The sequence below is a fragment of the Gluconobacter japonicus genome (assembly GCF_002723975.1).
In the GTDB taxonomy this organism is placed as follows: Bacteria; Pseudomonadota; Alphaproteobacteria; order Acetobacterales; family Acetobacteraceae; genus Gluconobacter; species Gluconobacter japonicus.
Map to the genome: position 1 here is coordinate 1 of NZ_BEWO01000072.1, position 838 is coordinate 838.

General features: G+C 56.4%; 1 protein-coding gene. It reads left to right on the plus strand.

Annotated features, from left to right (window positions below; all coding sequences use genetic code 11):
- Positions 1–31 precede the first annotated feature (31 nt).
- Positions 32–838, plus strand: an 807-nt coding sequence (locus tag GJA01_RS15095) for an IS481 family transposase (RefSeq protein ID WP_099282509.1), incomplete at its 3' end; no start/stop codon positions are given.

The window sequence follows — 838 nt, forward strand, 5'->3', positions numbered from 1 at the left end:
TGATATTTTCACGAGAGTGGAAGGAAGCATTATGGGACAGATACGTCATGGGAGCGCCACGACCACGCACGCCGTGCGAGCAGCAATACAGCGATCGCAGGCTTCGCTCGCGGCGCTGAGCGAGGAGTTCGGGATCAACCCGAAGACAGTGGCTAAATGGCGGAAGCGACAGAGTGTCGAAGATCAGAAGACAGGTCCTAAAGAGCCGCGCTCAACGGTCCTGTCCGAGACGGACGAAGCGATGATCGTGGCCTTTCGCCGGCATACGTTGCTGCCGCTGGATGACTGCCTTTATGCCCTGCAGGCCAGCATTCCCTATCTGACACGCTCGGCCCTGCATCGCTGCCTTCAGCGTCACGGGATTTCACGACTGCCGGACATAGAGGGGGACAAAGCCAAACGCCAGCGCTTCAAACGCTACCCGATCGGGTTCTTTCATCTCGACATAGCGGAAGTCCAGACCGCTGAAGGCAAGCTGTACCTCTTCGTTGCCATTGACCGGACAAGCAAATTCGCTGTCACACAACTGGTCGAGAAAGCTGATCGGAGGACGGCCTGGGAATTCCTCGAACATCTCCTGAGCATCATCCCTTACCGGATCCACACCATCCTGACCGACAATGGGATCCAGTTCGCTGACCAACCCCGTAATCGCAATACGGCCTGGTCGCGTCCCATGCGCTTCGACATGATCTGCGAAGCCCACGGGATCGAACATCGTCTGACGAAACCCAATCATCCCTGGACCAATGGTCAGGTTGAACGGATGAACCGGACAATCAAAGAGGCAACCGTCAAACGCTTCCATTACGACAGTCATGAGCAGTTGAGGACACAC